At 72.3% G+C, this 17,447-nt stretch carries 19 protein-coding genes; 10 read left to right on the top strand and 9 right to left on the bottom strand.

Annotated elements, in window-relative coordinates:
* Window positions 1-68: 68 nt before the first annotated feature.
* Genes ACFYY7_RS14930 through ACFYY7_RS14905 form a run of 6 tightly spaced genes read right to left on the bottom strand, consistent with a single transcriptional unit; the run spans window position 69 to window position 5,570 of the window.
* Window positions 69-1,277, bottom strand: coding sequence for a cytochrome P450 (locus tag ACFYY7_RS14930; RefSeq protein ID WP_388661598.1), 1,209 nt, complete (start codon window positions 1,275-1,277; stop codon window positions 69-71).
* Entirely contained in the window at window positions 1,274-2,554 is a 1,281-nt protein-coding gene (locus ACFYY7_RS14925) for a cytochrome P450 (protein WP_388661597.1), read from the bottom strand. The genes ACFYY7_RS14930 and ACFYY7_RS14925 overlap by 4 nt, the downstream gene beginning before the upstream one ends.
* Window positions 2,551-3,204 carry an ATP/GTP-binding protein gene (locus tag ACFYY7_RS14920; RefSeq protein WP_388661595.1) on the bottom strand — a complete coding sequence of 218 codons (654 nt, stop codon included), beginning with the start codon at window positions 3,202-3,204 and terminating at the stop codon, window positions 2,551-2,553. Before ACFYY7_RS14920 ends, ACFYY7_RS14925 begins: the two co-directional genes overlap by 4 nt.
* Window positions 3,185-3,550, bottom strand: coding sequence for a DUF742 domain-containing protein (locus tag ACFYY7_RS14915; protein WP_388661593.1), 366 nt, complete (start codon window positions 3,548-3,550; stop codon window positions 3,185-3,187). Before ACFYY7_RS14915 ends, ACFYY7_RS14920 begins: the two co-directional genes overlap by 20 nt.
* Window positions 3,547-3,990, bottom strand: a complete 444-nt coding sequence (locus tag ACFYY7_RS14910; RefSeq protein WP_388661591.1) for a roadblock/LC7 domain-containing protein — start codon at window positions 3,988-3,990, stop codon at window positions 3,547-3,549. The genes ACFYY7_RS14915 and ACFYY7_RS14910 overlap by 4 nt, the downstream gene beginning before the upstream one ends.
* Window positions 3,987-5,570 carry a sensor histidine kinase gene (locus tag ACFYY7_RS14905; protein ID WP_388661589.1) on the bottom strand — a complete coding sequence of 528 codons (1,584 nt, stop codon included), beginning with the start codon at window positions 5,568-5,570 and terminating at the stop codon, window positions 3,987-3,989. Before ACFYY7_RS14905 ends, ACFYY7_RS14910 begins: the two co-directional genes overlap by 4 nt.
* A 294-nt stretch (window positions 5,571-5,864) precedes the next feature.
* On the opposite strand from ACFYY7_RS14905, the gene ACFYY7_RS14900 reads away from it, so the two are divergent.
* Window positions 5,865-8,777, top strand: a complete 2,913-nt coding sequence (locus ACFYY7_RS14900) for an FAD-binding and (Fe-S)-binding domain-containing protein (protein ID WP_388661587.1) — start codon at window positions 5,865-5,867, stop codon at window positions 8,775-8,777.
* Here ACFYY7_RS14900 and ACFYY7_RS14895 read toward each other — a convergent pair whose 3' ends face one another.
* A complete protein-coding gene (locus ACFYY7_RS14895) occupies window positions 8,778-9,188 on the bottom strand; it encodes a VOC family protein (protein ID WP_388661585.1) in 411 nt (136 codons plus the stop codon). It abuts the gene before it with no gap.
* Window positions 9,189-9,290: 102 nt separating this feature from the next.
* Here ACFYY7_RS14895 and ACFYY7_RS14890 point away from each other — a divergent pair, with 102 nt between their 5' ends.
* The 7 genes from ACFYY7_RS14890 (at window position 9,291) to ACFYY7_RS14860 (ending at window position 14,188) form a co-directional block, all read left to right on the top strand.
* Window positions 9,291-10,301 carry a helix-turn-helix transcriptional regulator gene (locus ACFYY7_RS14890; RefSeq protein WP_388661584.1) on the top strand — a complete coding sequence of 337 codons (1,011 nt, stop codon included), beginning with the start codon at window positions 9,291-9,293 and terminating at the stop codon, window positions 10,299-10,301.
* Between the two features lie 358 nt (window positions 10,302-10,659).
* Window positions 10,660-11,676, top strand: a complete 1,017-nt coding sequence (locus tag ACFYY7_RS14885) for a MarR family transcriptional regulator (protein WP_388661582.1) — start codon at window positions 10,660-10,662, stop codon at window positions 11,674-11,676.
* Window positions 11,677-11,860: 184 nt separating this feature from the next.
* On the top strand, window positions 11,861-12,595 hold the full coding sequence (locus ACFYY7_RS14880) for a DUF6879 family protein (protein WP_388661580.1): 735 nt from the start codon (window positions 11,861-11,863) through the stop codon (window positions 12,593-12,595).
* 9 nt (window positions 12,596-12,604) lie between these two features.
* Window positions 12,605-13,441: a helix-turn-helix domain-containing protein gene (locus tag ACFYY7_RS14875; protein ID WP_388661578.1), complete on the top strand. Its 837-nt coding sequence runs from the start codon at window positions 12,605-12,607 to the stop codon at window positions 13,439-13,441.
* A gap of 87 nt (window positions 13,442-13,528) precedes the next feature.
* Window positions 13,529-13,678: a hypothetical protein gene (locus tag ACFYY7_RS14870; protein WP_388661576.1), complete on the top strand. Its 150-nt coding sequence runs from the start codon at window positions 13,529-13,531 to the stop codon at window positions 13,676-13,678.
* Complete coding sequence (locus ACFYY7_RS14865; protein WP_388661574.1) at window positions 13,675-13,875, top strand: hypothetical protein; 201 nt, start codon at window positions 13,675-13,677, stop codon at window positions 13,873-13,875. Before ACFYY7_RS14870 ends, ACFYY7_RS14865 begins: the two co-directional genes overlap by 4 nt.
* Before the next feature lie 142 nt (window positions 13,876-14,017).
* Complete coding sequence (locus ACFYY7_RS14860; RefSeq protein ID WP_388661572.1) at window positions 14,018-14,188, top strand: hypothetical protein; 171 nt, start codon at window positions 14,018-14,020, stop codon at window positions 14,186-14,188.
* Window positions 14,189-14,257: 69 nt separating this feature from the next.
* On the opposite strand, the gene ACFYY7_RS14855 is transcribed toward ACFYY7_RS14860, so the two are convergent.
* Window positions 14,258-15,160 (bottom strand): LysR family transcriptional regulator, encoded by a 903-nt coding sequence (locus ACFYY7_RS14855; RefSeq protein ID WP_388661571.1) that lies wholly within the window; start codon window positions 15,158-15,160, stop codon window positions 14,258-14,260.
* 163 nt (window positions 15,161-15,323) lie between these two features.
* Here ACFYY7_RS14855 and ACFYY7_RS14850 point away from each other — a divergent pair, with 163 nt between their 5' ends.
* Both ACFYY7_RS14850 and ACFYY7_RS14845 read left to right on the top strand, forming a co-directional pair.
* Window positions 15,324-16,304 carry a DMT family transporter gene (locus ACFYY7_RS14850; protein ID WP_388661570.1) on the top strand — a complete coding sequence of 327 codons (981 nt, stop codon included), beginning with the start codon at window positions 15,324-15,326 and terminating at the stop codon, window positions 16,302-16,304.
* A gap of 79 nt (window positions 16,305-16,383) precedes the next feature.
* Complete coding sequence (locus ACFYY7_RS14845; RefSeq protein ID WP_388661569.1) at window positions 16,384-16,812, top strand: DUF3592 domain-containing protein; 429 nt, start codon at window positions 16,384-16,386, stop codon at window positions 16,810-16,812.
* 26 nt (window positions 16,813-16,838) lie between these two features.
* On the opposite strand, the gene ACFYY7_RS14840 is transcribed toward ACFYY7_RS14845, so the two are convergent.
* Window positions 16,839-17,357: a hypothetical protein gene (locus ACFYY7_RS14840; RefSeq protein WP_388661568.1), complete on the bottom strand. Its 519-nt coding sequence runs from the start codon at window positions 17,355-17,357 to the stop codon at window positions 16,839-16,841.
* Window positions 17,358-17,447: the final 90 nt, after the last annotated feature.

Raw genomic sequence — 17,447 nt, 5'->3', positions numbered from 1 at the left:
GGCCGAGCACCGTGTCCGTCGGATGAGACACCCGCGCCGGTCCGTGAACGGCGTACGGGGAGTGCCGGTCAGCCCAGATCCACCGGCAGGTCGTGCAGGTCGTTCTGGGTGACGATCGGCTTGTTCCGCAGCTCGGACGCGGGTACGGCGAGCTTCAGCTCCGGGAACCGCTCGTACAGCGCGGGCAGTGCCACGCCCGCCTCCAGCCGGGAGAGCGCCGCACCCGGGCAGACGTGCGGGCCGTGGCCGAACGCGATGTGCCGGTTGGGGGAGCGGGTGATGTCGAAGTCACCGGCCGTCGGACCGTGCTGCGCCTCGTCGCGGCCGAGCGCGCCGAAGGAGACGATCAGCGCCTCGCCCTTGGGCAGGACCTTGTCGCCGACCTCGACGTCCTCGGTGGCGAACCGGATCAGGACGTGCGACGTGGGGGTGTTCCAGCGCAGGGTCTCCTCGATCACGTTCTCCCACGGCACCTGACCGCCGAGCACCTGCTCGCGCTGCTCGGGGTGGGTCTGGAGCGCGACGACCGCGTTCACGATCAGGCTGATCGTGGTCTCGTGACCGGCCGCGATGATCAGCTGGAGGGTGTTGACGATCTCCTCGTCGGTGAGCTGGTCACCGTTCTCGGAGGCCGCGATCAGGGCGCTGGTGAGGTCGTCGCCCGGGTCCTTCCGCTTGCCGTCGACGATCTTCGTGAACAGCTCGCCGAGGTCCGCCATCATCTGCGGGACCTCCGCCGGCGGCGTCTGCGTCGAGAAGAACTTCTCGAACAGCTCCTTCAGCCGCGGGTGGTCCGCGCTGTCCACGCCCATCAGCTCGCTGATCACGTTCATCGGCAGCGGGTAGGCGAACTCCGCCTTCAGGTCGACCGGCTCGCCCTTCGGCAGCGCGGCCAGCCGGTCCAGGCTCGCCGTGGTCAGCGCCTCGATGCCGGCCCGCAGCCGCTCCACCCGCTTCACGGTCAGCGCCTGCGCGACCAGGGTGCGCAGCCGGCGGTGGTCGGCGCCGTCGACCGTCAGCATGGAGCGGCCCGGGTTGGCGAGGCCGATCAGCGGCCAGTCCATCGGTATCTCGCCGCGCTGCCAGGCGTTCCAGACGTTGATGTCCTTCACGATCCGGCTGTCGGTGAGCAGCTGCCGCGCCTCGGCGTGGTGGGTGACCGCGTAGCAGTGCACCCCGCCGGGCAGTTCCACCTCGGCGAGCGGGCCCGCGGCGCGCAGCCGGGCGCTCTCGCCGTCGAGGTCGGTGACGAAGGGGTCGAGCGCTATCCGGGTCATCTCTGGCCTCCGGTGGCGGGTTCCGTGACGGGGCCCAGGGCGAGCGTGGGCGTGAAGATCAACGGCAGGTCGGTCAAGCCCCGCAGCCACGGGGAGGGGCGCCGGGTGAGCTGCTCGGCGGGGACGGCGAGGTCGATGTCCGGGAGCCGGTCGAGCAGTACCTCGATGCCGGTACGGGCGATGACCTCGGCGGTCTCCTGGGCGGTGAACGGGCAGCGGTGCTCGCCGTGGCCGAAGGAGAGGAACGCGTTGTTGCCGCCGGTCAGGGTGGAGCCGTCGGTGCGGACCTGCGGGTCGAAGTTGGCGGCGCCGATGCCCAGCACCAGCAGGTCGCCCGCCTGGATGTGGCGGCCGCCGAGGCGGGTGTCGCGCGAGGCCCAGCGGCCCGCGACGTTCTGCGTCGGGGTGTCCTCCCACAGGACCTCGTTCATGGCCTCGGCGACGCTGTGCCGGCCGCCCGACAGGGAGGCGGCGAACCGGTCGTCGGTGAGCATCAGCCGCAGCGAGTTGCCGATCCAGTCGGCGGTCGGCTGGTGGCCCGCGGCCATCATGACCATCAGGTCCTGGGCGACCTCCTCGTCGGTGAAGCCGCCGCGGTCGGCGAGCATCCGCGACGCGACGTCGTCGCCGGGCTCGGCGTGCTTGTCGGCCAGCAGCTGGAACATGGACGAGGCGAGGTGCTGCTGACCGGCCAGCGCCCGCTCCCGGCCGTCGATCATGTCGTTGAGCGAGCCGACGAGCGCGTGGGCGACGGTGTTGTCGAAGCCGTAGATCTTCGCCAGGACGAGGGCGGGCAGCAGCATCGCGTAGTCGGCGATGATCTCGGAGCTGCCGGTGGCGCAGAACCGGTCGATGAGACCGTCGGCGAACTCCTCCGCGTACCGCTTCAGCGCGAACGGGTCGACGGCCTCCAGCGCGTTGCTGATCATCGTGGCGCGCTCGGTGTGCCGGGGGCCGACCGTGTACAGGATCGACGGCTGCTTGCGGCCGATCATCGGCAGCAGCGGCCAGTCGTCGGGGATGCGGTCCCACTGGCTCCACAGCTCGGAGTCGCGGCTGAACAGCACCGGGTCGCCGGTGACCTGGTGCAGTTCGCGGTAGCCGATGACGAGCCAGGCGGGGATGCCGCCGTCGAGGACGACCGGCGCCACGGACCCGTGGTCGCGGCGCATGTCCCGGTAGAGCCCGATCGGATCGGTCTGGAACCGGGAGCCGGAGAGCGGCTGGCGGCCCTGGGAGACGGGGCAGCCGGAGGATGGTGCCGGGGGCTGGGTCACGGGGTGGGCTCCGGGGTCATCTCCGGCGCTATCTCCGGACGGGCGGCGGCGGAGCGGGCGGCGGCCCCGCCCCGGGAGAGGGTGTGGAGGTACTCGACCAGCGTGATCAGTACGTACTTGCTGGACGAACGGTCCCGGGCGTCGCACTCCACCAGCGGCACGTCGTCCGAGAGGGTGAGCGCCTCCCGTATCTGCTGCTCGGTGTGGAGCGGGCCGCCGAAGTCGTTGCAGGCCACGATGAACGGCGTGCCGTGGTGCTCCAGCCGGTCGATCGCGTACCAGGAGTCGGCGAGCCTGCGGGTGTCGACGAGCACGACGGCGCCGAGCGTGCCGGAGAACAGCCGGTCCCACAGGAACCAGAAGCGCTCCTGGCCGGGGGCGCCGAAGAGGTACAGCACGGAGCGTTCGTCGAGCGAGATCCGGCCGAAGTCGAAGGCGACGGTCGTGGACGTCTTCGACTGCACGCCGTCGAGGTGGTCGACGGCCTCGCCCGCGCGGGTCATGGTCTCTTCCGTGTTCAGCGGACGGATCTCGCTGACGGAGCGGACCATGGTGGTCTTGCCGACGCCGAAGCCGCCGACGACGACGATCTTCAGTCCGTTGTCGGCCGTGGCCCGCAGGGCGGCACGGTCAGAGGTTGCGGAGTCCAACGAGCACCTGTTCCAGGATGTCGGGGTCGGGGAGCCGGTCCGCGACACGGGCGGTTCGGGGGTGACGGGCGCTGATCCGTCCGGTGTCCAGCAGATCGGACAGCATGATCCGGACGATGCTGACGGGCAGGCCGAGGCCCGCCGCGATCTCCACGACCGCGGTGGGCAGCTGGCACATCTGCAGGATCGTGACGTGCTCCGACTGCATGCCGGGGGCCGGCTCGCACTCGGAGACCACCAGCGTCACCAGGTCGAACGCGTCCGAGTCGGACCGGCTGCGCCCTCCGGTGAGGGTGTACAGGCGGTCCGGGTCGTCGTCCCGGCCGGGGCGGCGGGGGCGGGTCATCCGGCCGCGTCGGCGTCGGCGGCGGTGGCCTCGGAGGCTGCGGGGGAGCGGGGCGGGGCGCTGAGGTGCTCGCCGAGCTGCTCGACGAGCTCGCTCATGTTGTGGCCGATGAGGCCGACGTCGGAGTCCTCGGAGGCGACGACCGCGAGATGGGCGCCCGCGCCCGCCTCGACGATGAACAGCACGCCGCCGTAGAACTCGGCCATCGCGGACCGTACGCCGCCGGTGCCGTCACCGAACTCGACGGACGCGCCGTGCGACAGGCTCTGGATACCGGCCGAGATCGCGGCCAGCTGGTCGGCCTGGTCGACGGAGAGCTCGGGGGTGCGGCACAGCTTGAGGCCGTCCCGGGACAGGACGAGGGCGTGACGAGTGCCGGGGGTGCGCTCCAGGAGCCCCTCCAGCAGCCAGTTGAGCTTCTCGTCGGTGGTGGCGGTCATCGGGTGTTGCCTTCTTCCGGGTGCGGGGAGTTGGCCCGAACAGCCTGGCGGAAGCTGCTGAAACGGGCTGCTTGTTCCTTGGGGTCGGAGGTGCGGGGCCGGGGGGACGCGGCGCCGTCGGTGTGGGCGTTCGCGCGGGCCTCGGCGGCGGCGAGGGTACGGCCGCGGGGGCGCTTGGGCAGTCCGCTCTCGCCGAACCGGGGGAGGTTGCCGGTGGTCTCGGAGGCGGGGTCGGCCTGGGCGGGGTCCACCGGGGCGGGGGTGGCCGGTTCGGTGGGGGCCGGTTCGGTGACCGGGGTGTGCTGGGTGTGCTGCGGGTGCCGGGCGTCGGCCGTGGCGGTCGCCGTCGTGGTTGTCGTGACCGCCGACGCGGTGCCGTGCGAGGGCTCCGGTTCGGGTACCGGCCGGGGCGCCGGTTCCGGGGCCGGGGCGGGCGCCGTGGCCGGGGCGGGGACCGGGGTTCGGGTGAGGAGCTCCTGCGGGAGCATCATCAGGGCGCCCGTGCCGCCGCGCGCGGAGGGCCGGAACGAGACGGTCAGACCGTGCTTGCGGGCCAGTCGGCCGACGACGGCGAGGCCGAGCCGGGTTCCGGACAGCCCGGTCAGGTCCTGGTCGGTGGCCGACACCGCACGCTCGGCGCGGCGCAGCTGCACATCGCTCATGACCAGGCCGCTGTCCTCGACGGTCAGGACGATGCCGGCCGGCACCTCCTCGACGTACACATGGACCTCGGCCGTGGGCGGCGAGAAGTTGGCGGCGTTGTCGAGGAGTTCGGCGAGCGCGTGCATGACGCCCTCGGCGGCGTGCCCGGCGACCGCGACATCGCTGGTCGAGTGGAGCCGCACCCGCTGGTAGCCGCTGATCCGGCCCATCGCGCCGCGCAGGATCGACTCCATCACGATCGGCTTCGCCCAGCGCCGCCCGGAGCGGGCGCCGGTCAGCACGGCGATGGAGTCGGCGAGCCGGCCCGCCTGGGCCGTGCGGTGGTCCAGGTGGAGCAGATCGCCGAGCACGTCCTCGGCGGAGTGCCGGTGCTCCATCTCGCGCAGGTCGGCGAGCATGCTGGTGGCCAGGGCCTGCATCCGGCCCGCGGCGTTGGCGCAGGCGGCGACCGCGGCGGAGCGCTCGGTCTCGCTGCGGGTCGCACGGGCGGTGAGCCGCTGGTTCGCGGTGGTGAGCCGCTCGCTCTCGGCGGCGGCCTGCGCGGTGATCCGGGCGGTCTCGGCCTCGGCCGCGGACCTGAGCCGCGCCGTCTCGGCCGCCGCGGCGGACTTGATCCGGGCGGTCTCGGCGGTGAACCGCTGGCCCTCGGCCGCCGAGGCGGAGACGAGGCGGCTGATCTCACCGGTGAACCGCTGGGTCTCCGAGGCGAGCCGGGCGCGCAGGCGGCCGGCGTTGGCGCGGGCCTGTACCGCGACGGCCACGGCGGCCGACAGCAGCACGGCGGCTGCACCCGCCCCCCAGGCCAGCTCGGTCCGTACCGAGTCGGGGGCGGCGACGACCGCCCACAGACACAGGGATCCGGTGACGGCCAGCGATATCAGCAGGGCCACTGCGGTCGGCCGGGATGAGGGGCTCAAAGGGGAGTCCTTGCGGGCGGACGGGAACGGACGGATCGGGCAAGCGGGACGAACTGAATCGCCCGGATCGGGGCAGTTCAGGACATCGGGACTGAACGAGGAAACTGGAGCTGACAATTCCAAGGTAAGTCCTGGTCACTATATGAGAATTGACGCTCTCTTTGGGAAGAGCTTGTGGCGTTCTTTGTTACGTATGTGACTACGCGTCCGACGTATTCCGACGTATTGACGTATTCAGGGGAAACGTGCGGCGCCGGACGGCCGAGTGGCCCGATCAACGGCATCCTGGGCCGCATGGCCGCACAACAGAATCCGACGGAACGCGCCGAACTCGCACAGGCCCTGCGCACCGCGGTCCGCGGCGAGGCCGACTTCGGTACCACCGCCCGCGCGTTGACGACGATGGACGCCTCCAACTACCGCCGCGTACCGCTCGGCGTCGTCTCCCCGCGCGACGCCGAAGACGTGGCGGCCGCCCTCGCGGTCTGCCGCGCGCACGGGGTGCCCGTGGTGCCGCGCGGCGGCGGCACCTCCATCGCCGGGCAGGCCACCGGCACCGGCGTCGTACTCGATCTCACCCGCCACCTGCGCCGGATCGTCGAACTGGACCCCGCATCCCGCACCGCCGTCGTCCAGCCGGGCGTGATCCTGGACGACCTGCGCGCCGCCGCCGCCCCGCACGGCCTCACCTTCGGCCCCGACCCGTCCACCCACAGCCGCTGCACGCTGGGCGGCATGATCGGCAACAACTCCTGCGGCGCGCACTCGGTCGCCTGGGGCACCACCGCCGACAACACGCACGCCCTGACCGTGACCCGCTACGGCGGCGACACCCTGCGCCTGGACCGGGGAACGCTCCCCGAGGCCCTGCCCGGCCTCCCCGAACTCATCCGCACCCACCTCGCCCCGCTCCGCACCGGCTTCCCCGAACTCCCGCGCCGCATCTCCGGATACGCCCTTGACGCCCTCCTGCCCGAGCGCGGCACCGACCCCGTCCGCGCCTTCTGCGGCAGCGAGGGAACGCTCGGCGTGGTGACGGAGGCGACCGTACGACTGGTCGAGGCACCGGCCGCCCGCGCCCTCGCGGTCCTCGGCTACGCCGACGAGGCGGCGGCCGCCGAAGCCGCCCCCGGCCTGCTCCCGTACCACCCGCTCACCGTCGAGGGCATGGCCGCCGACCTCGTACGGGAACCGGCCGGGCTGCCGCGCGGCGGAGCCTGGCTCTTCGTCGAGACGGGCGGCGCCACCCCGGCCGAGGCGCGGGCGCACGCCGAGCGCGTCCTGCGGGCGGCCGACGTCCTGGACGGCACCGTCGTCACCGACCCCGCCGGGCAACGGGCCCTGTGGCGCATCCGCGAGGATGCCGCGGGTACCGCGACCCGGATGCCGGACGGCACCGAGGCCTGGCCCGGCTGGGAGGACTGCGCCGTACCGCCCGCCCGCCTCGGCCCGTACCTCCGCGACTTCCGCGCCCTGCTCGCCGAGCACGGACTGCGCGGCACCCCGTACGGCCACTTCGGCGACGGCTGCATCCACGTCCGGATCGACTTCGACCTGCTGAGCCCGCCGGGCGTCGCCCGCTTCCGCCGCTTCTCCGAGGAGCTCGCGGACCTGGTCGTCGCGCACGGCGGCTCACTGAGCGGCGAACACGGCGACGGCCAGGCCCGCGCCGAACTGCTCCCGCGCATGTACGGCGACGAACTGGTGGCCCTCTTCTCCCGCTTCAAGGACATCTGGGACCCGGACGGCGGCATGAACCCCGGCATCCTCGCCCGCCCTGCCCGGCTCGACGAGAACCTCCGCTTCGAAGTGCTGCCGAGGCGCCCGGTGGACGTCGCGTTCGGCTATCCGCAGGACGGCGGCGACTTCTCGGCGGCGGTACGCCGTTGCGTGGGCGTCGCCAAATGCCGTACGGCCCGGCCTGCAAGCACCGGCGTGATGTGCCCGTCGTTCCGGGTGACCGGCGAGGAGGCCCACTCCACCCGGGGCCGGGCCCGGCTGCTGCACGAGATGCTCGCGGGCGAGGCGGGCGAGGCGGGCGAGGCGGGCGAGGCGGGCGAGGCGGGCGGGGCGGGCGGCGTGATCACGGCCGGCTGGCGCTCGACGGAGGTACGGGACGCCCTCGATCTCTGCCTGTCCTGCAAGGGCTGCCGCAGCGACTGCCCGGTGGGCGTCGACATGGCCACGTACAAGGCCGAGTTCCTCCACCACCACTACCGGCGGCGGCTGCGCCCGGCCGCCCACTACTCGATGGGCCGACTGCCGCTGTGGCTGCGCCTGGCCGCCCCGTTCGCCCCCGTCCTCAACACCCTGGCCCGGATGCGTCCGCTCGCCGCCCTGGCCAAGCGGCTGGCGGGGATCGCCCCGCAGCGCACGATCCCGGTCCTGGCGCGGCAGACGTTCACCCGGTGGCTCGGACGGCACCGGGGCAAGGGGACGGCGATCCCCTCCGGCGACCACGTGGTCACCGTCTGGCCCGACACCTTCACCAACCACCTCTCGCCCGAGGTCGGGCGGGCGGCGGTCCGGGTCCTGGAGTCGGCGGGCCGGACCGCCCTGCTGCCCGGCCGGGGGCTGTGCTGCGGCCTCACCTACGTATCGACGGGCCAACTGGACAAGGCCCGCAAGGTCATGCGCCGCACCCTGGACCGGATGGACCTCTCCCCGGGCGATCCGCTGGTCGTCCTCGAACCGAGCTGCGCCGCCACCCTCCGCACCGACCTGCCCGAACTCCTCCCCGACGACCCGAGAGCCGCCGAACTGGCCGCTTCGGTAAGAACATTGGCCCAGTACCTGGAGGAGTACGCCCCCGACTGGCAACCACCCCGCCTGAACCGCCCGGTCACCGGCCAGACCCACTGCCACCAGCACGCGGTCCTGGGTGACGCGGCGGAACGACGACTGCGTGAACGCGCCGGACTGACAGGCGAGTTGAGCGTCGGCTGCTGCGGCCTGGCCGGAAACTTCGGCTTCGAACGGGGCCACTGGGACGTGTCGGCGGCCTGCGCGGAGGAGAGCCTGCTGCCCTCGGTACGGGCGTCGGAACCGGGAACGGCCTTCCTGGCGGACGGCTTCTCCTGCCGGACCCAGCTGGAACAACTGGGCGGCGTACGGGCACGGCACCTGGCGGAACTTCTGGCAGAGGGACTGGAAGAGGACCTGTTGGAGGGCGACGCCGGGAAGGGGAGTGGGCCGGCGGCCGAGTGACTAGGAGGCGCGGCGCGACGCGAACCTCTCGACGGCCTCCGGAGTGACAGGCGTGAAGAAGTTGACGAGGTTTCCGTCGGGGTCGCGGAACAGCAGCGCGCGGTTGCCCCACGGCATCGTCGTCGGCTCCTTGACGAAGTCGCTGACGAACCCGGTCAGGTTCCGGTGGATGCGGTCCACGTCGTCGACGAGGAACTCGATGATGACGCTGCTGTTCGCCGCCGGCCGGGCCGACCCCGGGGCGAACAGCGGGACGGTGCGGTCGCTGCCGATCGCGAGCGTGGCGTGGGGCAGGCGCAGCTCCGCGAAGTCCTCGGTGGCCCGGTCGGCCGGCACCCCGGTGGTCCGCTCGTAGAAATCCACGAGGCGTGCGACGTCGGCGGTGATGATGCGGATCGAAACGAAATCCATGAAGTCTTCCTTGGTCTGCTCGATCGAAGGGTGTTGTTGCCCGTCACAACGTAGGACCAATAGAGGACAGAATCCGCCCGCTTTCGGCCGTAGGCTCGGGCCATGCCCCGCCCCACCGGCCGTGTCCTCGCTCTGCTGGAGCTGCTCCAGTCCGGAGGCACCCGCACCGTGGCCGAACTGGCCGACCGGCTCGGCGTCGACGGCCGCACTGTGCGGCGGTACGTCGAGCACCTGATCGACCTCGACGTGCCCGTGGAATCGATCCGTGGCCGCTACGGCGGCTACCGGCTCGGCCCCGGCTACCGTCTGCCCCCGCTCATGCTCGCCGAGGACGAGGCGCTGGCCGTGCTGCTCGGCCTGGCCGCCGGCCGCCGGGCGGGACTGCCGGGGGCGGGGAGCACGGCGGGTGAGACGGCGTCGGCCAAGATCCGGCGGGTGCTGCCCGAGCACGTGGCCGGCCGGCTCGCCGCGCTCCTCGATTCGCTCGCCTTCACCGACCCGTCCCGCCCCGCCGCGGCGCCCGCGCCGGTACCGGACGCGGAGGTCCTGCTCACCCTCGCCGACGCGGTGCGCCACCGCCGGCCGGTCTCCCTCCGGTACACCGATCGCTCCGGCCACCGCAGCGAACGCACGCTGCACGCCTACGGCATCGTTGCCCATGAGGGCCGGTGGTACGTCACTGGCGCGGGCCCCGGAACGGGCCCGGACCCCGGAACCGGTGAGGAGCGGACCTTCCGGCTGGACCGCATCACGGACGCCAGGCCCCTGCCCGGTTCCTTCGAGGCGCCGACGGACCACGACCCGGCGCGGCAGCTGCTGGCGGGGTTCGCCGCCGCGGAGTACCGCCACGAGGTGGTGCTGCGGGTCCGGGCGACGGTCGCGCAGGTCCGCGACCACCTGCCCGCGACCGTCGCCGGAGTGACGGAGCTCGCGCCCACGGCCGACGAGGGTGAGCAGTGGCTGCGGGTCGAGCTGCGGGCCGAGCGTCTCGACTGGCTGCCCCCGGTGCTCGCCGCGCTCGACCGGCCGTTCGTCATCGAGTGCCCGAGCGAACTCCGCGCCCTCGTCACCGCTTTCGCCAACCGCCTCGCCTCCCACGCCCTGCGAACCTGACGCCCCGACCGGAGCCCGAGCTTCGGGAGCCGGGTTTCGAGTTTCGGGAAGGCCCTGTTCACTCTTTCGTGGGCACGGAGAAGGGCTCGGGGCCGGGTCTTGAGCTTCGGGATTCGGGGGCCGGGATCCGGGCGTCGGGATTCGAGCGGTGTCTTCCAACCGGTGGGGAAATGAAGGTGGTTGGGAAAACCTCCCCACCCTCCCGGACCCGTCACGGCCAGCAAGTATGACTAGTCGTGACCGACTTGCGGCGCGGAGTCGCGACTGCTTACGGTGCCAAATGAACGACCCCGACGCGGTGTTCTCAGCACCGGCCGGGGTCTGGCCCCAAGATCGAAGAAAGCTGAAAGGCGATCCCGTGGTTGTTTTAGACCTTAGCCCTGCCCCGTGCGCGTCCGCATCCTCGCGCGCCCATCCGAAGGCCAGGCCCGGCTACGGAAAGCGTTCCGTCCCGGCTCAACGCCCGCTCCACGAGGGTGATTTCACGCTGCTGCCCGAGCGTGAGCGTCACATCGCCGGTTACGTCGACGCGCTGCCCGACGGTGCGGCGATGGACATCAAGTCGCTGGCCAGGAGCCAGCCGCTGTACGGGCAGATGGCCGTCGGCAGCGCCTTACGGGCCCTGGGCGTGGCCGGTCATCTGCGGCATGTCCGGTGCCTGAGCGGCGAGAACGGCGAGAACGGCGGCCAGGTCCGCTGGGTCACCCGCACCTTCTGGTCCCGTACCGCCCGCGACAACGAGTGGTGGAACGCCTTCCTGACCGCCGAGGAACGCCACCCCGCACCGCAGGAGGCCGCAGAGGCCACCGCGCCCCCAACGCCGTGGGTACCCGCCCAACCCGCCGCCTGCGAGGTCGACGTCGCATCCGTACCGGCGCAGCCGCCCGTCACGACAGTGCCGCAGCAGCGCACCACGGAGCCGGAGCCGGTGCTGATGCCGGAGCCGGTGCCGGTGCAGTGCACCACGGAGCCGGTGTCGGTGCCGGTGTCGCAGGCGACTGCGGGCTGTCCCTCTCCCGCATTCCTGGCCCTGGCCCATCTCGGCCGTGCCGATTCCCGCCTGGCCCTTTCGGCAACGGACTGTGCGGCACTGGAACAGGCGGCTGCCGAGTGGTTCGCGCGTGGCGTGGACGCCGACTACCTGACGCATGCGCTGACCGCCGGGCTTCCCGCGTCCGTCGACTCGCCCTTCGGCTTCGTCCGCCGCCGCCTTCGCGACAAGCTCCCGCCCCGCCTGCCTGCCGCGTCCCCGGCCGCGCCGGGAACTCCCGTACGCCGTCTGATGGTCGAGTGCACCGAATGCGGCGCCCCCGGACGGCCCGAAGCGTTCCGTGACGGCCTCTGTCGACCCTGCCGCGAACCCGGCCCGGCCTGACCCGCTGCGGCGGCGGTACCCCCTACCAAGCGGCGGAACGTGTCGAACACCCACCGAAGTGTCACGTTCGCAACGCAGGTAGGGGTGCTGTCCGCCTGGACGGCAGGGGGATTCCGGCGCTCTGTTGTGTCGCCGACCCGCACGGCTACGGTGCGCCACAGATCACCACCCACAGGAGGACTTCATGGTCCGAAAACTGCGCAAGGTCGGCACCAACTCGGGCAACGACGGATGTCCGACCTTGTACGAGATCCCTGGCACCGATCGATACGTCGTCCAGGGCGACCGCGTTACCGACGCAGCCGAACTCAACCAGCTCGACAACCTCACCCCCGAAGAGGGTGCTGTCGCCGTCCCGCGTGAACTGCTCGCGAACTTCGGTCCCAAGGAGCCCGTGCACGTGCCCCAGTTCATCACCTTCGAGGCCTTCGGAGGCATGTTCGCCAAGCTGAAGCACTCGGCTTGGAGGCTGGAGACGCGCCGCCGCTACGCCTCGGACGAGGAGACCGACACCTATCGACAGTTCCTCGACGAGGGTCGCGTCGACTGGGACCTCGACGACCCGTGGTGCACCGGACGACGCGATCAGTCCGCGCTCGGCAAACGGTTCGAGCGCGTCCGCATTCTCGACGAGCCGCCCACTCCGGGGCAGCGCTACCTCCTCGACAACGCCCGCCGTAACACCGCGGTGGGCGAGAACATCCGCGTTCTGGTCCGCAGCAGGGCCGATGAACTCCTGCTGCCGCAAGAGGATTTCTGGATCTTCGACAGTCGAGTCGTCGCTCTGCTCCACCACGACGACGCCGACGAGATGACCGGAGTCGAGCTGATCACGAACCCCGTGGACGTCCTGCGATACGCGCAGGTCCGCGAGGCTGCCTGGCACCACGCCGTGCCCTACGACCAGGTGCAGAGGTAACTTCGCCGTGTGAGCACTGACTTCCAGCACGCCCGCGAGGCGCTCGGCCGTCGGCTCCGTGAGCTGCGTGGCACGACGACGCAACGGGCGCTGGCGGCCGAGCTGGGGTGGCCGCAGGCCAAGGTTTCCAAGCTGGAGGCCGGACGGCAGACGGCCACCCCGGATGACCTCACGGCGTGGGCCACGGGCACCGGGCGACCCGAGGCTGCCGAAGAGCTCCACGCCCACGTCCAGGGACTGGAGACCCGCACCCGGTCGTGGCGCCGCCAGTTGAGTGCCGGTCACCGACCGGTACAGGACGCCCTCACCGTCGAGTACGAGCGATCGGCCGAACTGCGGGCGTGGCAAGGGGCCATGGTCGTCGGCATGCTTCAGACCCCGGACTACGCCCGGCACGTCTTCACCGGGTTCGCCGCGCTCTACCAGTCGCCCCGCGACATAGAGGCAGCGGTTCGTGCCCGTATGCACCGCCAGGACCTGCTTTACCAGTCGGGCCGAACGTTCGACATCGTCATGTGGGAGGCCGCTCTCCACGCTGGAGTGTGCCCACCCGGTGTGCTCTCCGCTCAGCTCGACCGACTCGTCGGCGCGATCGGGCTGGACACCGTCCGGCTCGGCATCGTCCCGCTGGGCGCACGGGTGGCCATCCCGCCGGGGCCGGGATTCTGGCTGTATGACGACCGGCTGGCCATCGTCGAGGACTGGCACGCCGAACTCTGGATCGACGACCCCGAGAGCACCGGTGTGTATCGACGGGTGTGGGACAGCCTCACCGCATCAGCCGTGTACGGGACCGGTGCGCACCGGCTGATCGCACGAGCGCGGGCCCAGCTGAACCTCTCGTGAGCATCATCGGGAATCACGTCGGGCGCGTAGAGAATATTCGCGAATCGCGGCCGACCTTGATTCTCCCGAGCTCCTAACCTGCTGGTCATGGCCTTACGGACACGTGATCCGGGCTCGGAATGGCTGGCGTCCTACGCCCCGAACCCGGTACTGATTCACCGCAAGCGGGAAGTCGGCGCACTCGCGCCCGTCCTCACCGGCAGCGGCTTGGGGGCCCGGGCAGAGGTGTTCCGTTGACTGCCACGGGTGCTCCCCGGGAGCTTCCCCCGGTCGCGTCGCTGTCGCACGCCCAGCAGCGCGGCGTGTGCTGTGTGTTCTGCGGCATCGCGCTGTCCGCCGGAACCGCCGTCGACCTCGGCCCCCGGGCGATCGACGTATTCGGGTCCACCGTCCACTGGTTCCCCCGTTCCTGCCGGAAGGACATGCCGACGTGATCCCCCCGACGAAAACCGTCCGCTCGCGCAGCGACGAGGCGTACCGGGCCTTCCTCGGCCACACCTGCACGTGCGCTGCCTGCCGGTGCGCGCCGTGTCCGGTCGCGGTACGGCTCAGCCGGGTGTGGCGGGAGGGTCGCCGGTGAGGTGCGACCACTGCCAACAGCCCCTGGCCCGCGGGGAGTCGAAGACGTACGACATCCCCGGCGCGACCGGGCCCGGCATCACGGTCCGTGTCCACGAGCGTCCGTGCGCGCTGCCCGCGTCGGCGCGGCCGACACCGTACCCGCAGCCGCGCGAACGGCAGCGCTGAACTCCCGCTCGCTGAGAGCGACAGCGCCTGCTGGACGGGGGTCGGGTAGGCGTCCGTCACGGGCGGGGCTCAGTTGCCGGTGGTGTCCTGCCGCAGGATCTCGTGGACGAGGGCAATGAGTGCCGGCAGCGCGGGATGCCCCGGGACGTCCCGCCGGGCGAGCAGGACGGGTACGGGCGGGGCGTCGACCAGCGGGCGGTAGGCGACCCCGGAGTGCGGATGCATGCCGGCGGTGGATGCGGCGGAGACCCCGACCCCGCGCCCCGCCGCGATGGCGGTCAGCCAGTCGTCGGTGTTGGCGACGGTGAGAGTGGCGGTGGGCCGGCCGCCCGGCGGCCACAGGTCGACGGTGGTGGTGCCGGAGACGGTGTTGAGGACGACGGTCTCGTCCGCCAGATCGGCGAGCCGGAGCGTGGCACGGTCCGCGAGCGGGCCGTCCGCCGCCACCGCCGCCACCCGGTCCTCGTCGAACAGCACCTCGGTGACGAGGCCGGGAGCCTCGACGGGCCCCCGCAGCAGCGCGGCATCGACCTCGCCCCGGGTCAGCCCGGCGGTGCGGTCGTCGATGCGCAGCAGTTCGAGCGGGGTCTGCGGGTACAGCTCCTGCCAGCGGCGCAGCAGCGGTGTGGTGTGCGGGCCGAACGCCGACCAGGCGTGCCCGAGCCGCAGCGGCCAGTGGCGCAGCCCGCCGGGATCGAGCGCCTCGTCGAAGGCGGCGACCGCGGCGGCCGCCTTGTCCCGGAAGGCGACGCCTTCGGGGGTGAGGACGAGATGGTGGGTGGACCGGTCGACGAGGCGGATGCCGAGGTGCAGCTCAAGGGCGGCGAGGGTGCGGGAGACCGCGGGCTGTGTGAGGCGGAGCCGGGCGGCGGCGCGAGTGACGTTGCCCTCGTCGGCCACGGCCAGAAAGGCACGCAGATGCCGCACTTCGATGCCGCGACCAGCGCTTTGTCCGTAACGCCCCATGCTCATGCGCGGGGAGCATAACCGGAGCCCGGTCGACATTTCACGTGCCACGCGGAGGTACCTACCGTAAGAGGACGTACCGCACGGGCGCAGCGCACGGATGCGGTGCAGTATCTTAGATCGAACAGTTCATTGTATTGAACTGTCGGATTCGGGAGGAACACCGCAGGTGAACGACCAGCGCAGTGCAGCAGGGGCCGCTGCGGCCATGGAGCGGGCCGCAGCCGTCGCCGTACCCGAGGCGGCCTCCGCCCTGGGCGACGCGGCGGGTCCCGCTCGCCCCAAGGGCCGGGGGGCGGCGCTCGCCCCGGTCGCGCTGGTGGTCGGCGGCTGTCTCTCCGTCCAGTTCGGCTCCGCGGTCGCGGTGCTGCTGATGCCCCGGGCCGGCGCGCTCGGCGTCGTCACCCTGCGCCTGGCCGTGGCCGCGATCGTCCTCATGGTTGTCTGCCGCCCGAAGCTGCGCGGCCACTCGCGCGCCGACTGGGGCACGGTCCTCACCTTCGGGCTGGCCATGGGCGGCATGAACACGCTCTTCTACCAGGCTGCCGACCGCATCCCGCTGGGCGCGGCCGTCACCCTGGAGGTGCTGGGGCCGCTCGCCCTCTCGGTGTTCGCCTCCCGCCGCCTGATCAACGTGGTCTGGGCCGGGCTCGCGCTGGGCGGCGTCGTGCTGCTGAGCGGCGGAGGGCTCGACCGCCTCGATCCGGTCGGCGCCGCCTACGCCCTGGGCGCCGGTGCCATGTGGGCGGCGTACATCGTCTTCAGCGCCCGCACCGGCCGACGCTTCCCCCAGGCGGACGGGCTGGCCCTGGCCATGGTCGTCGCGGCGGTGCTCTCGCTGCCCCTCGGCATCATGGAGTCGGGCTCGAAACTGCTGGTCCCGTCCACGATCGGGCTGGGCGCGGCAGTGGCGCTGCTGAGCTCGGTGCTTCCGTACACCCTCGAACTCATGGCGCTGCGCCGCCTGCCCGCGCCCACCTTCGCGATCCTGATGAGCCTGGAACCGGCGATCGCGGCCACGGCCGGCTTCCTGATCCTGGACCAGGCCCTGACGACGACCGACGCGCTGGCGATCGCCCTCGTCATCGGGGCGAGCATGGGCGCGGTACGGAGCCAGACGCGGCGCGGGAAGCCCCGCAAGCGCGCCTGATGTCGCGGGGCGGGCCCTTGTCGGCCCGTCCCGCGCACGGGATCATGGCGGCCCGCACACGGAACACGCCGGGGGAGCCATGGTCATCGCCGCCGCCTACTTCGTCCTCGCCGTCGGCGCGGCCGTGATGTTCGGGAGGAACCTGGACCGGCAGCTCCAGGGCCCCCGGCTCCGGGCCGCCTGGGCCGAGGGACGCACCGCCGAGGCCCGGTGCGTCTCCCTGCGCACCGAGGAGGTCCAGAGCCCGGAGGGCGGCCCCGTCGTGTACACCCATCCCACTCTGGAGTTCCGGACGGACGACGGGCACACCGTCAGCTTCGAGGAACGCCAGTCGCGCCTCACCCTGGCCCGGGGCGACTTCGTGACCGTCCACTACAGCGCCGCGAACCCCGAGGACGCGACGACCCGGGCCCCGTCCTTCGGGATGCGCCACGCCAGGGCCGTGATCACCGCGGCGGGCTGCTTCTTCGCCCTGCTCTCGGCGGTCGTCATCGCCGTGGTCGACTGACCCGCGGCCCTCGGCCGCGTTCGCACTCAGTGCGGGTTGACGGTGTCGAAGTACAGGGTGTCCGTCGCCGCGTCGAGGAAGAACCGCCCCTTCGTCAGGCCTTCCACCGGGCCGGGGCCCAGGAGCAGCGCGTCGTAGGAGGCGCTGGTCATCCACCGCGCGTGCGCGGGCAGGAACTCGGCCAGCACGTCCGGTACCCCGCGCGGCGCGGCCGGCCCGAAGGTGTGCGCCGGGTCCGCCACGGTCCGGGCCGCGGTCCCGGCGGGCAGCCGGGCCACGCCCACCACCCGGTAACGCACGTCCGGGCTCGGCAGGAACTCGCGGTCCTTCGCGTCCCGGTCGTACGCCAGCCAGTGCGCCCCGCCCAGCCGCCCCGCCTCGCCGAACCTGCGCCGCAGCGGGGCGAGGTCCGTTCGTACCCGTTCGCGGTCCGGCACGGGACCGTCGGCGGACGCGTACACAGTCCCCCCGACCGCGGCCGACGCCGCGACGCCGATGCCCAGAGACAGCCAGGCTCGACGGCTCGGCCCCCTCGAACGCTTCATGTACGTCGCCCCCGCGTCGTGTCGTCGATGGCGACGAGCGTAACGCCGCGCGGCCCGGCACCCGTTGCGGGCGTACGGAGTGACGCAGGG

It is taken from the genome of Streptomyces sp. NPDC001933, from assembly GCF_042890955.1.
Lineage (GTDB): Bacteria > Actinomycetota > Actinomycetes > Streptomycetales > Streptomycetaceae > Streptomyces.
Note: the sequence above shows the minus strand (reverse complement) of the source record. Positions and strands in the feature narration are given on the sequence as shown.